Origin of the sequence: Streptomyces sp. Ac-502, from assembly GCF_045222935.1 — a bacterium.
GTDB classification, from domain to species: domain Bacteria; phylum Actinomycetota; class Actinomycetes; order Streptomycetales; family Streptomycetaceae; genus Streptomyces; species Streptomyces monomycini.
In genome coordinates this window covers 7,963,571-7,983,195 of sequence record NZ_JBHFFO010000001.1, presented here as the reverse complement: position 1 = coordinate 7,983,195, position 19,625 = coordinate 7,963,571, and the positions used below count along the sequence as shown (strand labels likewise).

At 74.0% G+C, this 19,625-nt stretch carries 14 protein-coding genes and 2 pseudogenes; 2 read left to right on the top strand and 14 right to left on the bottom strand.

Going from position 1 to position 19,625, the window contains the following annotated elements; all coding sequences use genetic code 11:
* Nucleotides 1-60: 60 nt before the first annotated feature.
* The 4 genes and pseudogenes from ACEXOX_RS36320 to ACEXOX_RS36305 form a co-directional block, all read right to left on the bottom strand.
* Nucleotides 61-2,384 (bottom strand): annotated as a pseudogene (locus tag ACEXOX_RS36320) (bifunctional salicylyl-CoA 5-hydroxylase/oxidoreductase).
* A complete protein-coding gene (locus ACEXOX_RS36315) occupies nucleotides 2,369-3,196 on the bottom strand; it encodes an enoyl-CoA hydratase family protein (RefSeq protein ID WP_406525085.1) in 828 nt (275 codons plus the stop codon). The pseudogene ACEXOX_RS36320 and the gene ACEXOX_RS36315 overlap by 16 nt, the downstream one beginning before the upstream one ends.
* Nucleotides 3,197-3,371: 175 nt before the next feature.
* On the bottom strand, nucleotides 3,372-3,875 hold the full coding sequence (locus ACEXOX_RS36310; protein ID WP_406525084.1) for a hypothetical protein: 504 nt from the start codon (nucleotides 3,873-3,875) through the stop codon (nucleotides 3,372-3,374).
* 87 nt (nucleotides 3,876-3,962) lie between these two features.
* Complete coding sequence (locus tag ACEXOX_RS36305; RefSeq protein ID WP_406525083.1) at nucleotides 3,963-4,436, bottom strand: MarR family winged helix-turn-helix transcriptional regulator; 474 nt, start codon at nucleotides 4,434-4,436, stop codon at nucleotides 3,963-3,965.
* A gap of 56 nt (nucleotides 4,437-4,492) precedes the next feature.
* Between ACEXOX_RS36305 and ACEXOX_RS36300 the strand changes: the two genes are divergently transcribed.
* Nucleotides 4,493-5,017, top strand: coding sequence for a DUF6790 family protein (locus ACEXOX_RS36300; RefSeq protein ID WP_406525082.1), 525 nt, complete (start codon nucleotides 4,493-4,495; stop codon nucleotides 5,015-5,017).
* A 14-nt stretch (nucleotides 5,018-5,031) separates the two neighbouring features.
* Here ACEXOX_RS36300 and ACEXOX_RS36295 read toward each other — a convergent pair whose 3' ends face one another.
* From ACEXOX_RS36295 to ACEXOX_RS36280, 4 genes and pseudogenes are all read right to left on the bottom strand, one after another.
* On the bottom strand, nucleotides 5,032-6,480 hold the full coding sequence (locus tag ACEXOX_RS36295) for an amino acid permease (RefSeq protein WP_406526574.1): 1,449 nt from the start codon (nucleotides 6,478-6,480) through the stop codon (nucleotides 5,032-5,034).
* 224 nt (nucleotides 6,481-6,704) lie between these two features.
* Nucleotides 6,705-7,706, bottom strand: a complete 1,002-nt coding sequence (gene argF, locus ACEXOX_RS36290; RefSeq protein ID WP_406525081.1) for an ornithine carbamoyltransferase — start codon at nucleotides 7,704-7,706, stop codon at nucleotides 6,705-6,707.
* A 143-nt stretch (nucleotides 7,707-7,849) separates the two neighbouring features.
* Nucleotides 7,850-9,072: pseudogene (locus tag ACEXOX_RS36285) on the bottom strand (arginine deiminase).
* A 117-nt stretch (nucleotides 9,073-9,189) separates the two neighbouring features.
* Nucleotides 9,190-9,663, bottom strand: coding sequence for a hypothetical protein (locus tag ACEXOX_RS36280; RefSeq protein WP_406525080.1), 474 nt, complete (start codon nucleotides 9,661-9,663; stop codon nucleotides 9,190-9,192).
* 86 nt (nucleotides 9,664-9,749) lie between these two features.
* Between ACEXOX_RS36280 and ACEXOX_RS36275 the strand changes: the two genes are divergently transcribed.
* A complete protein-coding gene (locus tag ACEXOX_RS36275; RefSeq protein ID WP_406525079.1) occupies nucleotides 9,750-9,998 on the top strand; it encodes a hypothetical protein in 249 nt (82 codons plus the stop codon).
* Here ACEXOX_RS36275 and ACEXOX_RS36270 read toward each other — a convergent pair.
* The 6 genes from ACEXOX_RS36270 to ACEXOX_RS36245 form a co-directional block, all read right to left on the bottom strand.
* A complete protein-coding gene (locus ACEXOX_RS36270) occupies nucleotides 9,956-11,167 on the bottom strand; it encodes a hypothetical protein (protein WP_406525078.1) in 1,212 nt (403 codons plus the stop codon). The genes ACEXOX_RS36275 and ACEXOX_RS36270 overlap by 43 nt on opposite strands.
* Complete coding sequence (locus ACEXOX_RS36265) at nucleotides 11,164-12,267, bottom strand: hypothetical protein (RefSeq protein ID WP_406525077.1); 1,104 nt, start codon at nucleotides 12,265-12,267, stop codon at nucleotides 11,164-11,166. The genes ACEXOX_RS36270 and ACEXOX_RS36265 overlap by 4 nt, the downstream gene beginning before the upstream one ends.
* Nucleotides 12,264-13,376: a hypothetical protein gene (locus tag ACEXOX_RS36260; RefSeq protein WP_406525076.1), complete on the bottom strand. Its 1,113-nt coding sequence runs from the start codon at nucleotides 13,374-13,376 to the stop codon at nucleotides 12,264-12,266. The genes ACEXOX_RS36265 and ACEXOX_RS36260 overlap by 4 nt, the downstream gene beginning before the upstream one ends.
* 9 nt (nucleotides 13,377-13,385) lie before the next feature.
* Nucleotides 13,386-14,981, bottom strand: coding sequence for a hypothetical protein (locus ACEXOX_RS36255; RefSeq protein WP_406525075.1), 1,596 nt, complete (start codon nucleotides 14,979-14,981; stop codon nucleotides 13,386-13,388).
* Between the two features lie 1,069 nt (nucleotides 14,982-16,050).
* Entirely contained in the window at nucleotides 16,051-17,622 is a 1,572-nt protein-coding gene (locus ACEXOX_RS36250; protein ID WP_406525074.1) for a hypothetical protein, read from the bottom strand.
* Complete coding sequence (locus tag ACEXOX_RS36245) at nucleotides 17,565-19,529, bottom strand: tubulin-like doman-containing protein (protein ID WP_406525073.1); 1,965 nt, start codon at nucleotides 19,527-19,529, stop codon at nucleotides 17,565-17,567. The genes ACEXOX_RS36250 and ACEXOX_RS36245 overlap by 58 nt, the downstream gene beginning before the upstream one ends.
* Between the last annotated feature and the right edge of the window lie 96 nt (nucleotides 19,530-19,625).

The window sequence follows — 19,625 nt, the reverse complement described above, 5'->3', positions numbered from 1 at the left end:
TCGTCCCAGTCTCAGCCTCGTCGTCCCAGTCTCAGCCTCGCCATCCCGGCTTCAGCCTCGTCACCCCAACCTAAGCCGCGGCTTCGGCGCGTCCGTGCGGCCGGTGGGCGGGGTACGGCTGCCCGCGCGGTACGGGAGGGGCCAGGGGGCGCCGGGGCCCGAGTAGTCCTGCTCGGCGGCCGCGTGCAGGGTCCAGTGCGGGTCGTACAGGTGGGGGCGGGCCAGGGCGCACAGGTCGGCGCGGCCCGCCAGGAGCAGGGAGTTGACGTCGTCCCAGGAGGAGACGGCGCCCACCGCGATCACCGGGACGCCCAGGCGGTTGCGGATGCGGTCGGCGAACGGGGTCTGGTACGAACGGCCGTACTCGGGCCGCTCGTCGGGGACGACCTGGCCGGTCGAGACGTCGATGGCGGCGGCGCCGTGGGCGGCGAAGGCGCGGGCGATCTCCACCGAGTCCTCGGCGGTGGTGCCGCCCTCGGCCCAGTCGGTGGCGGAGATCCGTACGGTCATGGGCCGGTCGGCGGGCCAGGCGGCGCGTACCGCGTCGAAGACCTCCAGCGGGAAGCGCAGCCGGGCGGCGAGGTCGCCGCCGTACGCGTCGGTGCGCCGGTTGGTGAGCGGGGACAGGAAGCCGGAGAGGAGGTAGCCGTGGGCGCAGTGCAGTTCGAGGAGGTCGAAGCCGGCGCGGGCCGCCGATCGGGCGGATCGCACGAACTGGTCACGCACGGCGGCGAGTTCTGGTTCGGTGAGGGCGTGCGGTATCTGGTTGACGCCGGGGCGGTACGGCAGCGCGGAGGGCGCCACGAGCGGCCAGTTGCCTTCGGGCAGCGGCTGGTCGATGCCGTCCCACATGAGGCGGGTGGAGCCCTTGCGGCCGGAGTGGCCGAGCTGGACGCCGATGGCGGTGCCCGGTGACCGCGCGTGCACGAAGTCGGTGACCCGGCGCCAGGCCGTCTCGTGTTCCGGTGCGTACAGGCCCGTACAGCCGGGGGTGATGCGGCCCTCGGGGCTGACGCAGACCATCTCGGTCATCACCAGTCCGGCGCCGCCGAGGGCGCGGGCGCCGAGGTGGACGAGGTGGAAGTCGCCCGGTGTGCCGTCGCCGTCGGCGGAGTACATGTCCATCGGGGAGACCACGACGCGGTTGCGCAGGGTCAGTCCGCCGAGCCGCAGCGGCGTGAACATGGGCGGAGTGCCGGCGGGGACGCCGGCCTCCTCCTCGACCGCCGCGACGAACTCCGGGTCGCGCAGCCGCAGGTTGTCGTGGGTGACGCGGCGGCTGCGGGTGAGCAGGTTGAAGGCGAACCGGCGGGGCGGCTGGCCGGTGTACTCCGCCAGCTCCTCGAACCAGGCGAGGCTGGCGCGGGCGGCCCGCTGGGTGGAGGCGACGACCGGTTGCCGCTCGGTCTCGTACGCGGCCAGCGCGTCGGGGAGACCGGGGTGCTCCTCCAGGCACGCGGCCAGCGCGAGGGCGTCCTCGACGGCCAGTTTGGTGCCGGAGCCGATGGAGAAGTGGGCGGTGTGCGCGGCGTCGCCGAGCAGGACCGTGTTGCCGTGCGACCAGCGGTCGTTGACGACGGTGCGGAACGCGGTCCAGGCGGAGTTGTTGGAGCGCAGCGGGCGGCCGCTCAGCGCGTCGGCGAAGACCTTGGCGCACCACTCGGCGGACTCCCGCTCGTCGCACCGGTCCAGGCCGCCCCGGCGCCAGACCTCCTCGCGCATCTCGACGATGACCGTGCCGGCACCGTCCGGGTGCTCCGTCCCGGGCTCGGGGCGGGCGTAGGGGTAACCGTGCAGCTGGACGACGCCGTGCCCGGTCTCGGCGATCTCGAAGCGGAACGCGTCGAACGCGAAGTCCGCGGCGAGCCAGATGTAGCGGCAGCGGTGGGTGGTGACGCTGGGCCGGAAGACGTCGGCGTGCGCGGCGCGGGTGAGGCTGTGCACGCCGTCGGCTGCGATCACCAGGTCGTGTGTGGTGGCGAGTTCGGCGGCGGGCGGGGCCTGGGTACGGAAGTTCAGCCGTACGCCGAGGAGCGGCAGCGCTCGTGGAGGATGCGCAGCAGCCTACGGCGGCCGAGGGCGGCGAAGCCGTGCCCGCCGGAGGTCAGGGTGTGCCCGCGGTGCACGATGTCGATGTCGTCCCAGCGCACGAACTCGCGTTGGAGCGCGCGGTACACCTGCGGGTCGGCGTGCTCGATGCCGCCCAGGGTCTCGTCGGACAGCACGACGCCGAAGCCGAAGGTGTCGTCGGGAGCGTTGCGCTCCCAGACGGTGATGTCGCGCTCCGGGTCCAGGCGCTTGAGGAGGACGGCGGCGTAGAGGCCGCCCGGGCCGCCCCCGATGACGGCCACCTTGCGGGCGCCCACCCTTATTTCCCCTGCCATTTCGGGGGCCGCTTCTCGGTGAAGGCGGCGTGGAACTCGGCGTAGTCGGCGCTGTTCATCAGCAGCGCCTGGGTGGCGGCGTCCATCTCGACGGCGGCGCCCAGCGGCATGTCCAGTTCGGCGGTGAGCAGGGCCTTGGTCTGGGCGTAGGCGAGGGCGGGCCCTTCGGCGAGCCGCCGGGCGAGGATGTGGGACGCGGCGTCCGCGCGGCCCTCCTCGGCCAGTTCGCTGAGCAGGCCGATGCGTTCGGCCTCGGTGGCGCGTACCGGTTCGCCGAGCATCAGCAGCCGGGTCGCGTGTCCGAGGCCGACCACCCGGGGCAGCAGGTAGGCGGCGCCCATGTCGCCGCCGGAGAGGCCGACCTTGGTGAAGAGGAAGGCGAAGCGGGCCGAGGGGTCGGCAACGCGGAAGTCGGCGGCCAGGGCGAGCACGGCGCCGGCCCCGGCCGCGACGCCGTGCACCGCGGCGATCACAGGGAACGGGCACTCCCGCACGGCCCGTACGACCTGGCCGGTCATCCGGTTGAAGTCGAGCAGCTGCGCGGTGTCCATGGCGAGCGTGGCGCCGATGATCTCCTCGACGTCGCCGCCGGAGCAGAAGCCGCGGCCTTCACCGCCGAGGACGAGGGCGCGCGCCGACCGTGCCCTGGACAGCTCGGCGAGCAGGTCCCGCAGGTCGGCGTATGCCTCGAACGTGAGCGCGTTGAGCTTGTCCGGACGCGCGAGGGTGACGGTGACGATGCCGTCTTCCCTGGTCACGCGGATGTGCTGCCATGCGTCGGTGGTACGGGCGGAACCTGTGAACGGGCTCATCGGGCAACTGCCCCCTTCAGCCGGACGGCTGGTGCAGACACGCAATCGCGCTTCGAAGTTATCACCGTTGTGTGACTGTCGTCACGAGTGCGCGATAACCGGCCGGGGTGTCGGCGGCTGCGGCCGACCCCGCGGCCGGGGGCGCGTCATCCGAGGACGAGCGCGCCGGCCGGAGTCAGCAGCCGGGGCCGACCGGCGGAGACGACGTGAGGGCGAGGGCGGCGTTCCGCAGCTGGTCCGCCCACTTCTGCTCGTTGAGCCCCAGCGTGTACTCGATACAGCACTCGCATTGCGGGATCAGCGCCACGAACGACCGCTCCGCCGCGGTCCCGGCCTCCGTCTCCCACCATGCGTCCCTCGCCAGGTCAGCGGGAGCTATTTCGCCGTCGACGAGTTTCGCCGCCATCCGGCGCAGAGCGTGGCGCCGCGCCAGGTCCCGGCTCGGCAGTTCGATCCCGGACTCGGCAAGTGCTTGCTCGAACGTGTCGCGGATATCGCGGACATCCGCGCTGCGCGGCCGGCCGGCCAGCTCGCACAGTGCCGGGGCGTCCAGTCCGGCTGCGAGCGCCTCGGCAGCGACCATCGGCAGATCCTCCGGGCGCATCTCGTCCGCCTGATAGCGGCACGCCACCTCACTCAGGGCCGTGAGTCCACGCCGCGCCGAAGATTCCGGTTCCACTGACGTTCCTTCCTTCACTTCCCGGCTTCCTTCACTTCCCGACTTCCTGACGGGAAGCCGTTTCTTTCCCGCTCACGGCGCCCCCGCTCATTCCGTTCCCGGTGTGCCGTTCGGCTGCCGGGCCGTGGCTCCGCGGCGCGGCTCCGCGGATGTCAGCAGCGCGGCGAGCCGGTGGGTGTCCGCGAGGTAGCGGTCGTAGGGGAAGCCGGCCTCCAGGAGGGCGGTGCGGAATTCCTCCTCCAGGGGCTTGCCCTCGGCCAGGAAGGTGGCCTGGCCGGTCGGGGTGAGGGCGACCAGGCGCCGGCGCTTGTGGGCGGGGTCGACGCTGATCGTCACGTACCCCTCCGCCTCCAGCGGGCGCAGAGCGCGGCTGACGGCGGGATCGGACAGGGTCAGGGCCTCGGCGAGCTGGTGCTGGGTGGCGGGCTGGATCTCTTCGAGGGTGCCCAGCAGCCGCAGTTGACTGGGGGTGAGGCGCTGGTCCGGGCCGGAGCGGCGCCGGGCCGCCTCGCCCATCAGCATGACCACGCGATACAGGAGCTCTGCCAGTCCTTCGTCCATGCGGCCAGCCTACCGGACTCTTGCGCCGTTAATATTAACCATGCAACACTCAAGCCATGGACACTCTCCCGTACGCCGTTCAGACCACGTTTCCCCTGCTCTTCATGCTGGTGCCCGCCCTCGGCGCACTGCTGAGCCACCGCCGCAGCCCGGGCCGGCCGGCGGCGGAGATCTGGCAGCGCTGGTGGTCCGTCGGCGCCCTCGGCATCGGCAGCCTGTGGATCACGCTCGCGTTCCTGGCGTTCCCCGAAGGCATGGCCGACACCATCGGCTTCGCCCACTCGCCGTTCCAGTTCGAGATCGCCTTCGCCAACCTCGCCCTCGCCGTACTGGGCTTCCGCAGCGCCTCCGCGTCACCCCGGGAGCGCCTCACGAGCGGGCTGGCGGCCGCCGCGTTCCTGTGGGGCGCCGCGATCGGCCACGTCTACCAGTGGTTCGCCAACGGCGACCACGCCGCCGGGAACACGGGCGGCATCCTGGCCAACGACATCCTCATCCCCGCCGTCATGATCGCCCTGGCCGCCCGGGACGTCCGCCGCACCGGCTCCCGCCGCGGCCACGCCCTCCACCCGGCCGCCTGACCGCGGCGGCCCGCCTACGCGCCTTCGGAACCGGCGCCCGCGGACCCGGCACCGCTGCGGCCCAGCCGGGAGTGCCGCCGCCCGTACAGCGCGTAGACGAGCGCGCCGGCCACCAGGAACCCGGCGAACTGGAGCCAGGTCGCCGACCCCGTCCCGTAGATCAGATAGCCGCAGAAGGCGATGCCGAGCACCGGGCTGACCGGGAAGAGCGGCACCCGGAAGCGGCGCGGCAGGCCGGGGCGGGTGCGGCGCAGGACCATGACGCTGACGTTGACCACGGCCATCACGGCGAGCGTGCCGATGGTCGTCAGATTCATGACGACGTCCAGCGGGACCACCGCGGCCGGGATCGCGAAGAGCACGGCGACGATCCAGGTGCCCGCCACCGGCGTGGAGGTCTTCGGCGAGATCCGTTCGAAGACCCGGGGCACGAGCCCGTCGCGGGACATCGACATCAGGATGCGGGTCTGGCCGTACATGACGGCCAGGACGACGGAGGCGATGGCGACGACCGCGCCGAAGGCGATCACGCCGCCGCCGACGGCGGAGCCGGTGACCTGGTTGACGACGAGCGACAGGGCCGCGGGCTTGTCGCCGACCTCGTCGGCGGAGAGCGCGCCGATGGCGGAGAGCGCGACCACGCAGTACAGCACGGTGACCAGACCGATGCAGATCATGATCGCGGTGGGGATGTTCCGGCGCGGGTTCTTCACCTCTTCGCCCGCCGTGGTGATCGCGTCGAAGCCGATGTAGGAGAAGAAGGCGACCGAGGCACCGGAGGTGATGCCGGCGACGCCCTCCGGGGCGAACGGCGTGAGGTTGCCGTCCTGGAAGGCGGTGAAGGCGATGACGCAGAACAGGACCAGGATGCCCAGCTTGAGCACGGCCATCGCGGCGGTCGCGCGGGCGCTCTCCCGGATGCCGCGCACCAGCAGCACCGCGGCCAGCAGCATCACCACGACGGCCGGGACGTTGACGATGCCGCCGTCGCCGGGCGGGCTGGACAGGGCGGCGGGCAGCTGCCAGCCGACCAGGCTGTTCAGCAGCTCGTTCAGGTACTGCCCCCAGCCGACGGCGACGGCCGAGACGGAGACGCCGTACTCCAGCAGCAGGCACCAGCCGACGAGGAACGCGGTGCGCTCGCCGAGCGTGGCGTACGCGTAGGAGTAGGAGCTGCCGGACACCGGGATCGCGCCGCCCAGCTCCGCGAAGGAGAAGGCGGTGAAGACGCAGGTGACGGCGGCCAGCACGAAGGAGACGAGGACGGCGGGGCCGGACCGGGCGACGGTGTCGGACAGGCCGACGAAGATGCCGGTGCCGACGATGGCGCCGATGCCGAAGCACACGAGCTGGAAGAGCCCCATGGTGCGCTTGAGGCCGTGGCCTTCGAGATCCGCGCCGGATTCGGCGACGAGGACGTCGGGGGACTTGATGCGCAGTCCGGACGGACCTGACGGAGGCATGGGGGTGGTTCTCATCTCTGGTGGAGCGTGGTGCGTGGTGCCTGGTGCGGCGCGCGGCGGGGTGGGCCGCGCGCGGAGCGGGGTCGGGGCCGGTGGGCCCGTACCCGTGGGTCCGTTCGATGGTAGCCCGTATACCTGCATGATCGCCCATGGGGTCGTATAGCCATGCATTACGGGCGCACGAAGCCGCGCGGCGCCGGGCCGCGCGGCTGTGCCGGCGGCCCTCAGGCCATGGTGGCGACCAGGACCGCCTTGATCGTGTGCAGCCGGTTCTCCGCCTCGTCGAAGACGACCGAGTGCGCCGACTCGAAGACCTCGTCGGTGACCTCCAGGGAGGTCAGTCCGTGCCGCTCGAAGATCTCTTGGCCCACGGCGGTACCCAGGTCGTGGAAGGCGGGCAGGCAGTGCAGGAACCTCACGTCCGGGTTGCCGGTGGCGCGCAGCACGTCCATCGTGACGGCGTAGCCGCCGAGCAGCGCGATCCGCTCGTCCCAGACCTCCTTGGGCTCGCCCATCGAGACCCATACGTCGGTCGCCACGAAGTCCGCGCCGCGCACCCCCTCGGCCACGTCCGCGGTGACGGTGACACGGGCGCCGCTGTGCGCGGCCAGCTCCTTGGCCCGGCTGACGACCTCCTCGTCCGGCCACAGGCCCTCGGGCGCGACGATGCGTACGTCCATGCCGAGCAGCGCGCCGGTGATCAGGTAGGAGTTGCCCATGTTGTAGCGGGCGTCGCCGAGGTAGGCGAGGGTGATCTCCGACAGCGGGCGGCCGGGCGCGTGTTCCTTGATCGTCAGCACGTCGGCGAGCATCTGGGTGGGGTGCCACTCGTCGGTCAGGCCGTTGAAGACCGGGACGCCGGCGTACGCGGCCAGCTCCTCGACGATGGACTGCGAGCTGCCCCGGTACTCGATGGCGTCGAACATCCGGCCGAGCACCCGGGCGGTGTCCTTCACCGACTCCTTGTGCCCGATCTGCGACCCGGCGGGGTCCAGGTAGGTGGTCGAGGCGCCCTGGTCCGCGGCGGCGACCTCGAAGGCGCAGCGGGTGCGGGTGGAGGTCTTCTCGAAGATCAGGGCGATGTTGCGGCCCCGCAGGCGCGCGACCTCCTCGCCCGCGCGCTTGGCGGCCTTCAGCTCGGCCGCCAGGTCGACGAGGCCGTGGAACTCCTCGGCGCCGAAGTCCAGCTCCTTGAGGAAGTGGCGGCCCTTGAGGTCTGTCGCCATGGGGTGGGCTCCTAGGTCGCGGCGATCGGGACACTGGAAGTGTATACGACAGTCCGTATCTCTATTCAGGACGGCTGTCGGTCCCGGCCCCGTACGGCGCCGCACCCCTCCCCTACTCTTCCCCGCCGCGGACGGTTCCTCCCCTACACCGGATCACGCTCCACCGGGCAGCTCATGCAGCGCGGGCCGCCCCGGCCGCGCCCCAGCTCGCTTCCCGGAATGGTAATGACCTCGATGCCGCGCTTGCGCAGGAAGGTGTTGGTGGTCACGTTGCGCTCGTACGCCACCACCACGCCCGGCTCGACGGCGAGCACGTTGCACCCGTCGTCCCACTGCTCACGCTCGGCCGCGTGCACGTCCTGCGTCGCGGTCAGCACCCGGATGTCGTCCAGGCCCAGCGCCGCCGCCATGGCGCGGTGCATGTGCTCCGGCGGATGGTCGGTGACCTTCAGGTCCTGGTCGCCGGCGCCCGGTTCGATCGTGTACGAGCGCAGCATCCCCAGCCCCGCGTACTGCGTGAACGTTCCGCCGTCCACCATCGTCATGACCGTGTCCAGGTGCATGAACGCCCGCCGCTTGGGCATGTCCAGCGCCACGATCGTCCGGGCCGACCCCGCCGCGAACAGGCCGCGCGCCAGCATCTCGACCGCCTGCGGGGTGGTCCGCTCGCTCATCCCGATCAGCACGGCGCCGTTGCCGAGCACCAGCACGTCACCGCCCTCGATGGTCGACGGGTAGGCCGCCTGCCCCTCCGACCAGACGTTGAAGCCGCCGCCGCGGAACAGCTTGTGGTGCCGGTAGATCGCCTCGTAGTGCACGGTCTCGCGCTGCCGGGCCGGCCAGCGCATGGCGTTGATGGACACCCCGTCGTACACCCATGCCGAGGTGTCGCGGGTGAACAGGTGGTTGGGCAGCGGGCGCAGCACGAAGTCGTCGAGGTCCATCACGTGAAAGCGGACCGAGGTGGGCTCCGGGTGCGCCGCCAGGTACTCCCGCTTGGTCATCCCGCCGACCAGCGCCTCCACCAGTTCGGGGACGGGCAGCGCGTCGAAGACGGCCCGCAGGTGGTCGGTGGCCAGCGGCCCGTACTCCTTCTCGTGGAAGACCCGGTCCAGGACGAGCGTCCGGGCCTCGGGAACCTGAAGGGTCTCGGCCAGCAGATCCGCGAACAGGTGCACCTCGACCCCCGGTCCCGGAGGATGTCCGCGAAGGCGTCGTGCTCGGCGCGCGCCCGGCGCACCCACAGCACGTCGTCGAAGAGCAGGGCGTCCTTGTTGGTCGGGGTGAGTCGCTTCAGCTCCAGATCGGGGCGGTGCAGGATGACGCGGCGCAGCCGCCCGGCCTCGGAGTCGACATGGAATGCCATGCCCCCATCTTCGCCGCTGACGGCCCGCGGCGGAGGGTCACGGAACTGCCGCGACACGGGTTTCGCTTCCGCCGTACGGCCGCGACGCGGGCGGCACCGGGCGGGCAGGCAGGCCTCCTAGGAACCCGTCACGGCGAGGACGGCGATCATGATCACGGCGACGGCCACCACCATGAGGAGCGCGCCGACCCATATCTGGCCGGCCGGAGCCTCGTCCCGGTCCCGGTCCGGGTCCGGGTCCGGGTCCGGGTCGCCGTCCGGCGCGCGGCCGCCGCGGAAGCGCGGCACGCGGGACCGGAGGCCGCGTCCGGCGCTCCGGCGGGCGGCGAACCTGCGGGCGCCTCGCCCCGGCTCTTCCCGCACCGGCGCGGCCGCCGGCATCGTCGTGCCGGTGTGTGTCGCGGCCTCGAACAGCGCCCGCCAGCCCTGCTCCCCGAAACCGGTGGGCCGGCCGTCGTCGAGGAGGTGCGCCAGCATCTCGCGGCCCAGCCCGTGGTCACCGTGCCACAGGTCCGGCAGAACCTGCCGCAGCAGGCCAGGGGCCTGGCCCTGGTCGCCGTACGGACGCACCAGCCCGTCGTACAGGCGCACGGCGGTGTGCACCCTCCCTGGCCGTCCGGCCCGGTGACCGGGTACTCGGCACGGCGCTCTCCGTACGGGCCGAGGAACAGACGGGCGTGGAGCAGCCGTTCGCAGACCCCCTGGGCGTCGGCGGCGGAGCGGTGCGGAGCCCGGAGGATCAGCACCCGGGCCACGCGGTCGGCCTGCTGGGCGGGGAGGCCGCCGCCCAGGACCTCCAGGAGCACCCGGTCCGAGCTGTTGGCCAGGTATTCCCCGGCCTCCGTGCCGTCGCGGCGCAGCACGCCGTCGAGCATCTGGGCGCTCACGCCGCGGGCGAGTCCCGCGCCGGCCCGGACGGCCTGTGAGGCGGGCGGGTCGTAGGACTGCCTGCCCCCTGATCCTGGTCCTGCCGCAAGTTGTCGAACACCGTGTCGTACCTCTGGCCGCCGTACCCCGCGCTGTCGTACCGCTCCTCCCGGGCCCGCTCCTCCCGGGCCCGGTCGTACAGCGTCCCCTGCGACGGCTCACGGGACTCGGCCGGCCGGCCCGTTCGGGAGCGGCGGTGGTCCCCGGCGTGGCTGAGCCACTTCAACGCCTCGTGCACCAGGCGCACCCGTTCGTCGAGGCGTTCCTCCTCGAAGACGCGCCGCTCGGCCAGTGCGCGGCGCGTCTCACGCAGCGCACCGGAATCGTGGCGGATCTCCAGGTAGTGCTCGGCCAGCCGGGCGGCGGCCTCCCCGGCCGGATCGCCGTGGTCCGGCGCGCGGCTGTCCCGGCCGTCCCGGCTGTCGCCGCGGCTCGGGCGGGCGGGGTCCAGCCGGGTCAACTGCTGGTCCCGCGTGGCCGACACGGGCCAGCGCGGGACGAAGACGTAGCGGAACGGCCCGCCGTCCCGGGTGTCGTGGGTGGCGAAGGACCAGCCCGGCAGCGCCCGGCCGGCCAGGTTCCGCAGCGCCCACAGGACGTGGACCGGCCCGTCGCCGCCGGTGCGGTCCCGCACGGAGAGCCGCTGCCGCGGTTCGCGCAGGCGCGCGGCGAGCACCGCCGTCAGTTCGGCGTCGAACAGCCCGGCCCGCTCGGTGAGTTCCGGCGCCGCCCGGTCGGTGGCCGCCCGCAGCGCCTGGGCCGGTACGCACTCCAGGGACCGCCCCTCGACCTCCAGCAGGTCGATGCCGCTGCCCTCCCAGCGCCAGGCGTGCAGGCCCAGGCAGCGGCCGGGCGTCAGCACGGACGGGCTGCCCAGCAGCGCGTGGGAGCAGGTGCTGGGGCGGCCGCCCCGGTCCTGGCCGGGGACGCGACGGATCAGCAGGACCGAACTCTCGGCCCCCCGCTCGCCCCGCAGCTCCACCCGGGCCAGGCTCTCGCGGGCCTCGTCGCCGGGCACGCTCAGCAGCGTGGCGACCTTGCGGTAGATGGGCTCCAGCCCGTCCCGGTTGCCCGACCAGGCGACCGGGCCGACGCCCGCGCCGCCGACGGCGAGGTCCGCGTCCCAGCGGAAGACGATCTGGTGCACCGGTGCGTCGGTCCCGCTCACAGTCCCACCTCCTGGGAATCGGCTCCCGGCAGGAGCCCGCACATCGCGAAGATCGACAACAGTGGGGAGAGCACCCGCCTCGGCCGTACGCCCTGGGGGAAGCCGCCCGCGTCCTCCTGGCCGCCGGTGGCCGACGCGAAGTGCAGGGTGCACCGCGCGCAGTCGCCGAACGGCTTGAGCCAGGCGGGCCCGCCGTGGTGGCGCAGGAAGGCGTACACGTCGCGGCTCTCCTCGCGCAGGGCCCGGGCCGTCGGCCGGGCGCTCTCGGGCGCGGTCAGCCAGCGCGCCACGGCCGGCTCGAAGCGGATCAGGTCGCTCTTGCCCACGACGACCGCGGCCGCCGCGTTCACGTACGGCCGGCCGTCGCGCGGCACCCGGTCCAGTACAGTGCCGAACGAGCGGTCGCCGAGGTCGTCGGTGCGCTGTTTGGTGCGTTCGCGCACCGCGTCCAGGTACGGCAGCGGCAGCGCGCGCAGCGGGTCGACGACGAAGAGGAACGCGTTGACGGCGGCGAGGAACCGGGTCACCCGGCCGGTGCGTTCCAGGTCCTCGCCCGACAGGTCGAAGAAGACCACCGGCCGGGGCCGGGCCGCGCCGCCTCCGCTGACCAGCAGCCCGTCGGCGAACTCCGCGAAGTCCGTCTGCTCGGTGTGCGCCAGCGTCTCGCCGGCCCGCAGCTTGAGGACCCGTTCGTTGAGGTAGGCGCGGTGCGACTCGGTGTGCAGCGGGGTGACCTTGAGGCCGTGGGCGTCCAGCGCGCCGCGCTCCACCTCGCCGATCATCGAGGCGAGCAGGTGTGTCTTGCCGGCGCGGGAGCTGCCGACCAGGGCCACGGTCAGGGGCTCGCCGTTGGTGAGGTAGGGGGCGGGAAGGTAGTGCTCGCGCAGGTCCGCCGAGTTGTCGCACTTCTGGAACGCCTCGCGCAGGATGTCCTCGTAGCGCAGCTTGTTGTCGTCCTTCCTCGGGAGGACGACGGGGGTGAACTCAAAGTGGGTGTGCTCGTTGCGTTCGTACAGCTGGTCCGGCCTGAAGGGAATCCGGTCGAGGCAGTACGGGCACACCACTTCCCGGGCGTCGGACTGCGGGGATCGCGTGCTCACCGGCGCCCTCCCGTGCCCGTACGGCCGGTGCCGAACAGGGCGCGAAGCCCGCGGCCCGGGCCCCGGCCGCCTGTCTCCGGCTCCGTCTCGCGGTCGCCGCCCAACCCCAGCTCCGCTCTCTTGCGCGCCAGTTCCTCGTCGAAGACGCGGCGGCCCGGCTCCAGGGGGTCGGCCGGCAGCGGGCGGCCCTGGAGCGGGTCCTGCCGGTTGAGCATCCGCAGCACCTCCACGGGGTGACCGCGCTCCCTGGCCCGGGGCGCGAAGGCGCCGGCCAGCACGCCGAGCGAGGGCAGCCGCGCCAGGTCGCGCGGCGCTCCGTCCGGCTCCCCTTCGCGGCCGGTGACCAGGTGATACATCATCTGGGCCACGCTCCACAGGTCGTCACGCGGGTCCGCCGTGCCGTGCCCGGCGCGCTGCTCCGGTGAGGCCCAGGGGGCCTCGCCCAGCGCCTCGCGGGGGTGCCCGGCGCGGGTGGCCAGACAGGGCTCGGGCAGCCGGACATGGCGGCCGTCCCACCGTACGGAGTGCGGGGTCAGCCCGCGGTGCACGACGCCCACGGCTTCCAACAGCCGTACGGCCAGCACCAGTTCGCTGCGGATGCGCTCCTGCTCCTTGACCGTGGCCCGGCCCGCGAGCACCGCCAGGGGGCGGCCGCGCGCGGGTTCGTAGAAGACGAACGGCTCCCGTACGTCCAGGTGGTAGCCGCCGAGCCGGGCGAACAGCTGATGGTACGGGGCGTCGCCGAACGCCCGGCGCACGGCGAGGCCGACGCCCACCTCCGCCTCCAGCCGGTCGCGGGCCCGGTGGTCGCCGCGCACGGTGTGCGCGAGGCGGTACTGCATCACCCGCCAGTCCTCGCCCAGCGTCATCGGCCTGGTGCGCAGCCCGTGCCGCTGCTGTCCGGGCGGCAGGTCGCCCCAGTAGGCCGCCAGCAGCCGGGCGGGCACCCCCTCGTCCGTGAAGAAGGCCAGTTCCGCGCGGTCACGGGCCGGACGGCGGCCGCTCCGTGCGGCGGCCGGCCCGGGCACCTCGTCCGCGGGCGCGGTGCCGTCGTCCGGCCCGTGGCCAGAGGTCCGCACCGCGTCCTGCCGGTCCGTCCACTCGTCCATGACGTCCCCTCATTCGTTCGCGTTCGCGTTCGCGGGCAGGTCCGGCCCGGTGGTGTCGCCGCCGCGCAGCCGGACCGTGCGCACCGAGCCGGTACGCAGCGGCAGCAGCCGGAAGACGCCCGCGTACCGGCCGGCCGGGGTCCACACCATGTCGTCGGCGCCCGTGGGTTCCTCGGTCTGCCGGGTCACCTCGGGGGCGAAGCACACCCCGCGGCCCGCGTACCGGTCGCGGGAGAGCAGCCGGCGGTGCTCGGCCGCGCAGAGCGGCACCGTGCCGGTGCCGTCGCCGTGTTCGTGGAGTATCCGGGTGACCCGGTCGGGTGCCAGGCCGAGCAGGACGGCCGGGTCCGGCCGGGACGCGGGGTCCCGGGCGAACGCCGGGGCGGCGGCGACGCCGTCCCGGGCCAGCCGCGCGGTCTCGTCGTCGATCAGTGCCCGCACCTCCCGGTCGAGGGGCAGGGCGGCGGCCGCGCCGGGGTCCCGCTCGATGGCGCCCCAGTACGGGTCCAGGAGACCGGCGATGCCGTCGGCGAGGTCGCCGACGAGGGTGGCGACCAGTTCGGGTCCGCCGTCGCCCGCTTCACGTTCCAGCCAGGGCACGGGGACGTCGCCGGACGGCGGTGCGGCCGGGGCGGCGGGAGCGGCCACGGCGTCGCTCTCCGGCGGCCGGGGCGGCGGCACCGTGTCGGCGAGCGGGTCGCGCCAGGAGGTGTCACGGCCGGTGGCCGGGCCGCCGCCGGGCTCCGGTTCCCCGTCCCAGTCGTCCCAGTCGTCCCACCCCTGGGCCGTGGAGTCGTCGTACCGGGGGCCGGCGCTCTCGAAGGAGTCGTACGGGGCCGGCGCCGTGGCGCTCCGCTCGTACGGCGTGCCGAACCAGTCGTCGTCCAGCAGGTCGTCGGCCGGCGGGCTCGCGTCCCGTGTCCGGGCCGCCGGGCCGCCGTCGCGGTCCGGCACGCGTACGGGGTCCCGGCCCTCCGCCGCGGCGGCCGCGCGGCGGATCATCCCGGCCACCGCCCGCGCGCCGTCGGCGCAGTACAGGCGGGCGTCCGCGAGCAGCCAGTCGTGGGTGACGGCGTCGGCCAGCAGCCCGTCGAGGGAGTCCAGGACGTCCCGCCCCTCGGAGCCGCCGCCCGCCGCCCACCACGCGTCCAATGCCTCGGTCCAGCGGCGCACCGCCAGCAGCGGCAGCACGATCAGCGCCACCAGCAGGGTGCTCAGCCCGAGCCACGCGGGCACCGCGAGCACCTGGCCCAGGGTGATCCCGGCGGCCGCGCCGAGCATCCCGGCGCCCGCCTGCGCCAAGGCGCCCGACTGTCCGCCGCCGTCGAGGTGCCCGTCCCCGGTACGCCCGGGGCGGCGGGCCAGGGCGAGCGTGGTCAGCCCGGCGGCGGCCAGCGCAGCCAGCGGCCCCGACGCCCAGCCGGGGCCCGGCCACAGACCGGCCGCGGCGGCGACGGCGCAGGCGCCCGCCAGTTCCGTGACGGCCGCGCCGCGCACCTCGAACGGCCGGGGCCCGGCCATCCGTCCCGGCAGGTCCGGCGGGCACAGCTCGTCGAGCCGGCCGAGGCGGGCCGCGCTGCCGGTGGGGGTGGCCAGGTCGGCCACCGCGCCGAGCCGGGCCGCCGTCGAGCGCAGCGGCAGCCGCTGCGCCAGCAGGTCCTGCGTGAAGTCGCGCAGGCCCGGGCCGATCCGTTCGCGGTCGGCCTCCGGTACGCGGGGCAGGTCGATGCCGCGCTCGTACAGCCGTCGGCGCTGTTCCGGGGGAGGCCGACGCCGTCCCCGTCGCGGAGGGTCTCGGCGACGGTCTCGCGGTACGCGGTCAGTTCCGCGGCGGCCGCGTCGAGGCTCTCGGCGAGGTCCGCGTCCCCGGCCGCGCCGCGCAGCAGGCCGCCCGCGCCGCGCTGCCGCCCGTACGCGTCCTCGGCCCTCAGCAGCGCCGACTCGCAGGACCGGTGGCGCTCGTCGGCCTCGCCGCCCGGCCGCCGCCAGTCCTTGCCGCGCACGGGCTCGGTCGTCGCGGCGCCGACCAGCGGCGCCAGGACGGCGGGCACCCCGCCCGCCTCGGTGACCGCGATCCGGCCGCCGGGGTCGTCCTGCCCGACCAGGCCGGCCAGCGCCTGCCGCCAGACCCGGTCGCGGGCCGTGTGCGAAAGGTCGTGCTCCAGGACGCGCAGGGCGGGTACGGCCACGCCGTCGGGCAGGCCCGAGACCGCGTTCAGGACGGCGTCGAACACCGCGGGGGCGGCGAGGAGTTCGAGGAGCGGGCGCAGGGCGCCCTCGTCCTCGTCCGGGGCGGGGGCGGCCGCCGTGCCGCAGTGCGGGTCGAGGATCCACAGCACGCCGACGGCGGGCGGGCGCAGCGGGGAGGGCCGGTCCAGGGCCCAGGGCGTCGGCGCGGGTGGCACCGCGACGCCGTCACCCGGTTCCGCGGGCGGGGCGCCGACCGCGACGCACAGCGCGTGGCCGGTGCCGTAGGCGAGGACCTGTTCGTAGACGCGCTGGTGGCGGGCGAGTCCGGTGGCGGTGTCCACGAGCAGGAAGCGTTCGGCCTCCTGGGCGGGGGCACCGCCGCCCAGCGCGGTGCGGACGGCGCGGTGCAGGCCGTCCGCACCGTCCAGGCCGGCGTGGTCGCCCCGCAGGTCGAGGGTGACGACCGGGGTGGCGGTGCGGGCGCTCACAGCAGGTCCTCCTCCCTCGGCTCGTCGTCCCACGGGTCGGCCCACAGGTCGTGCCCGGCCGCGTCCTCCGGGCGGTACGCGCCGCCGGGCTTCGGTTGCGGCCCGTGCGGGTCCTTCGACCGCGGCTCGCGCAGATCCTTCGTACGCGGGTCGTGCGGGTCGTGCGGGTCGTGCGACTGCGACCCGTGCGGATCCTTCGCATGCGGCTCGTGCTGGTCCTCCGCCCGACGGGGCGGCGGCTCGTGCGGGTCCGGTTCGTACGGCCGGGTCCGCCGCGTACGCGTGTCGCCGGCCGGATCGCGGCCGTTGGCCTGGTGCAGGCGCGACGCGGCGGTGCCGGACTCCCGCAGCTGGTCCTGCGCCTGGGCCAGGGCGCGCAGCGAGGGCCGGTTGGCCCGCAGGCTCCTGGGGAAGCGCAGGTCCAGGGCGCCGTCCAGGGTCGTGGTCCAGAAGTGGAGCAGCGGCTCGATCCAGTCCTGCTCGTCCTCGCTCAGGTCGTGGGCGCGCTGCCGCAGCCGGGCCGCCTCCGCCGGGGCCACCCGGCGCAGGAAAGTCCAGAACAGCCGGTCCGGCTCCCGCGGTGTGGTGCTCAGCCCTTCCGGCAGGGACTCCATCAGCACCGAGCAGAAGTCCTTGACCGCCGATCCGGCGTCCAGCAGCGCCCACCGCTCGTACGCCCGCAGCAGGTCGGACCAGCTGGAGACGTCCCGGTCGTACGGCTGGAGGGCGAGGGTCATGGTGGCCGAGTCGCCGCCGCGCAGCCGGAAGCAGACGGACTCCGGGGAGAGCGGGTCGCCGGTCACCTCGACGCGCCCGTTCCACATGGCGCTCAGCATGCGTTGCAGCACCCGCTGCCGGTCGCTCTCCGTGCTGGCGAGCCAGGAGTCGCGGTAGCCGGTGCGCTGCCGCCACTGGAGGTGGTCCTCGCGGCCCTCGCGGTCCCTGGCCCGGCCCCACAGCCGCAGCACCTGCCGTACCTCGGAGATGTCGGTCAGGCTCATCTCGCTGCGGAACAGCACGACGGTGATCGACTCGGTGACCACGGCGCGGAATTCGGGCGGCAGCCGGTTCTCGTCGCGCGGCAGCAGCAGCGACTGCTCCAGGAAGCGGTCCACGCTGCCCTTGGCCTTGGTCTGCGGGCGGACGATGAGGGTCTTGAGCTTGCCGGTGCCGTCCGGGGTGAACCCGGCCGGCAGCAGCCCGGCCAGCTGGGAGCGGAACTGCTCCAGCCACTTCTCGTCGACCGCGTCGGCGGCCTCCTCGTCCCCGGAGGCCGCCGCGAGGAGGTCGCCGAGGGACGGCAGCAGCGGCCGCTCGTGGTGCACGCCGGCCTCGCCGAACAGCTTCTTGATCCGGCCCTCCAGGACCTGCTTGACCTCCTTGACGACGGCGCGCGGCGAGCGCTGGACGGCTTCCAGGGCGCGTTCCCAGTGCCGCGGTTCGACGATGCGGACGAGCAGGGTGGCCTCGTCCTGGCTGTCCGGGAGGCCCTCGCGCTGGAGGAGGCGGGTCAGGACGTCGTCGTAGAACGCGTCAAGGGAGTTCTGCGGCGGCAGGAGGTACGACACGCCCGTACGGTCCTCGCGGTACAGCTCCCGGCGCCGCTCGCGGAACAGGCCGTTCTCCCCTCCTCGTGGTCGCGGAAGGCCCGTACCAGCGCGGCGAGTTCCTTCATGGTCCGGTCGGCGATCGGCCGCCAGCGGGACTCCTGCGCCTTCCACCGCTCGTGCCACGTCCGGTTGGTCGCCCAGCGGTACCAGGCGTCCTGCTCCTGGATGGCGTTCTCCACCTCGGGGTCGCCCCAGCGCGCGGGCACCACGCCGCCCATCCGGCGGCCGATGCGCGGCACCTGCGGCGCGTCGGTGCCCACTCCTTCGGGGCGCTCGGGACGGTTGCGCCGGTTGTCGAGCATCCCCGAGAAGCCCTCCCGGGCCACCCGGTCGCGGTCGCCGGGGTTGCCGGTGAACACCCGCTCCAGCCGGAACGGGTCGTGCTCCTTGAGCAGGTGGAGCAATCCGCGGTGCGGGTTGAAGCGCTCCGCGCTCTCCACCGTGCGGCGGGCGAGGTCCTTGTCGAGCGCGCGCAGCTGGTGCTCCATGTTGGCGCGCCGGTCGTTCAGCTCCTGGCTGATCGCCCGCACGCCCTTGGGCACCTGCTCGGGCGCCCGCACCGGCCGCGGCTCCCGGATCCACACGTCCTCGATGCCGGACTCCTTGAACGCCTCGACGACGAGGGCGCGGTGGTCCTCGCCGCCCTGGCGGGCGCGCTCCAGCAGACCGCGGACGGCGCAGGCCAGCATCCGGGCGGCGACGATCTCGGCGAGTTCGTCGACGGGGACGGTCATGGAGGCCGCGAGGCTGGTGGACATGCCCTGGAGGCCGATACCGGTGGCGGCGGCCGCCGACCGGCTGGCCCCGCGGTTGACGAAGCTGGCGGCGAAGGACTGGTAGGCGTCGTCGGCGCGTCCGCGGCCGTTCTCCTCGCCCAGGTCGGTGCCGATCAGCGAGGTCACCATGGCGGTGATGGAGCGGCGCAGGTCGTCGGAGCGCATACCGGCGGTACGGCTGAAGAGGAACGCCGTCTGGACGGTGGAGGTGCGCAGGCTGACCGGCACCATGTCGGGGTACTTCACGCTCAGCGAGCCGCGCTGCTCCACGTCGCCGAGGTCGGCGGTGGCGTCCGCCGCGTTCTGGTCGTCGACCAGGTGCGAGAGGTCCACCAGGGCGCGCGCCGCGTTGAGTTCGGCCTCCCGGCCGCCGCCGGCCTCCGGCGGGAACGCGGACGGCATCACGACCAGCGGGTAGATCTTCGCGCCGGGCAGGTTCACCGAGTGGAAGGCGTGCCCGAGCAGGTGCAGGAAGTCGTAGAAGATGCCGGCGCCGGTGCCGCCCGCGACGGAGAACGCCACGAACACGTCGTAGCCGCGGATCTGACCGCCGCCCAGCTCCTGGAGGTCGCCCGCCGACTTGCTGAGCGCGTCGATCGCCGCGCGCAGCGGGCCGAGCACCTGATCGGGGCCGTTGCGCAGGGTGGCGAACAGCGCGGCCCGGCCGACGGTGGGCAGCTGGCCCGCGCCGGTGTGCAGCGGGGAGACCCGGGGCTCGTCGACCCGTGGCGGCAGCCAGCCCACGGTCTCCTCGTGCTGCGCGATGCGCAGCATCCGGGTCATCTCGGGTGAGTTGTCGTAGGTGGGCAGCAGGTTGTGCACGGCCCGGGAGGTACGGGCGAACGCCGCCGACTCCGGGCCGCGGGCGCTCAGGTGCGGCAGGCGGTCCAGTTCGGCCTCGCTGAAGTCCGCGTAGACGAACTGCAGGCAGTCCGGCAGCTGGAAGGGGACCCGTTGCTTGCCGCGGCCGACCAGGTCGGTACCGTCCGGGCCGCACAGTTCGCGGCGCAGGTTCCGCTCCAGTTCGGCGCCGATGCGGGCGCCGGTGCCGCCCAGCCCCACGAACAGCATGGGCTGGTAGATCTTCATGTCGTCGCTCCCCTCGTCCGCCCGTCGTGGGCGGCCTGTGCTGCGAGATGTGGTGCCGCCGGTGGTCCGGGCGGCCGGCCGCCCGGGCCTCGGCGC

What these genes read in the sequence shown, in the direction of transcription:
- ACEXOX_RS36315 (WP_406525085.1), bottom strand. Translation starts at nt 3,196, where the DNA reads ATGAGCCCGTTCACAGGTTCCGCCCGTACCACCGACGCATGGCAGCAC.
- ACEXOX_RS36305 (WP_406525083.1), bottom strand. Translation starts at nt 4,436, where the DNA reads ATGGACGAAGGACTGGCAGAGCTCCTGTATCGCGTGGTCATGCTGATG.
- ACEXOX_RS36300 (WP_406525082.1), top strand. Translation starts at nt 4,493, where the DNA reads ATGGACACTCTCCCGTACGCCGTTCAGACCACGTTTCCCCTGCTCTTC.
- ACEXOX_RS36295 (WP_406526574.1), bottom strand. Translation starts at nt 6,480, where the DNA reads ATGCCTCCGTCAGGTCCGTCCGGACTGCGCATCAAGTCCCCCGACGTC.
- argF (WP_406525081.1), bottom strand. Translation starts at nt 7,706, where the DNA reads ATGGCGACAGACCTCAAGGGCCGCCACTTCCTCAAGGAGCTGGACTTC.
- ACEXOX_RS36260 (WP_406525076.1), bottom strand. Translation starts at nt 13,376, where the DNA reads ATGGACGAGTGGACGGACCGGCAGGACGCGGTGCGGACCTCTGGCCAC.
- ACEXOX_RS36245 (WP_406525073.1), bottom strand. Translation starts at nt 19,529, where the DNA reads ATGAAGATCTACCAGCCCATGCTGTTCGTGGGGCTGGGCGGCACCGGC.